Here is a 728-nt window from a genome sequence, read left to right on the forward strand (position 1 = left end):
TCCATAGCGGCCTCCAGAAGTTTGTGTTGATTTCTCTTCTGAGAGGCCGCGCCTTGCTATGTCAACTATTTTTTGAGATTTTTAGTGGTTTTTCTCCTCTGAAACTCTAAACTCTAGTTTTAAAGGATTGACGCCTTATCTTCCATTACAGGCAATGGATGAACTGGCAAAGTGTGAACGCGTTGAAATGCCACGGATACCCGCACCTTTTTGGCCTGAGGGTGAAGAGAAAGCCAGGGAATGGCTGGAGACTGACGAAAAAGTGAGAAAGTTGCGAAGCATGGGTGCCTGGAGTGACCTCAATGATCGCATTGCTGGTTTTTCACCCTACTTTCGGTCTGTTGAGCATTCGGCCCAGATAAAGGGCAGCCTGCTCACTCGCCGCGAAAAAGCGTTCAAGGAAGGACGAATCAATTTGCTTAGCTGTTCCACGACTATGGAGATGGGCGTGGATATTGGCGGTCTATCTGCCGTGGCCATGAACAATGTGCCACCTCATCCGGCAAACTTCTTGCAGCGCGCAGGCAGGGCCGGTAGGCGGGGTGAGACGTCGGCATTGAGCTTTACTCTCTGCAAAAGCACCCCACAAGGGGAGGCTGTATTCAATAATCCATTATGGGCGTTTACGACGGCGTTGAGTGTTCCCCAAGTAGCACTGCAAAGCGGTCGTATTATCCAGCGCCATGTGAATGCTTTGTCCCTGACTCAATTCCTGGTTCAAAATACAA

The 728-nt window shown here is 49.7% G+C and carries 1 protein-coding gene; it reads left to right on the forward strand.

Annotated features, from left to right (window positions below; genetic code table 11):
• Window positions 1–154 precede the first annotated feature (154 nt).
• The coding region (locus ACOCD2_RS23815) for a helicase-related protein (protein WP_293650709.1) at window positions 155–728 on the forward strand (574 nt) is incomplete at its 3' end.

The organism is Thiolapillus sp., assembly GCF_048562965.1.
In the GTDB taxonomy this organism is placed as follows: Bacteria; Pseudomonadota; Gammaproteobacteria; order Chromatiales; family Chromatiaceae; genus Thiolapillus; species Thiolapillus brandeum_A.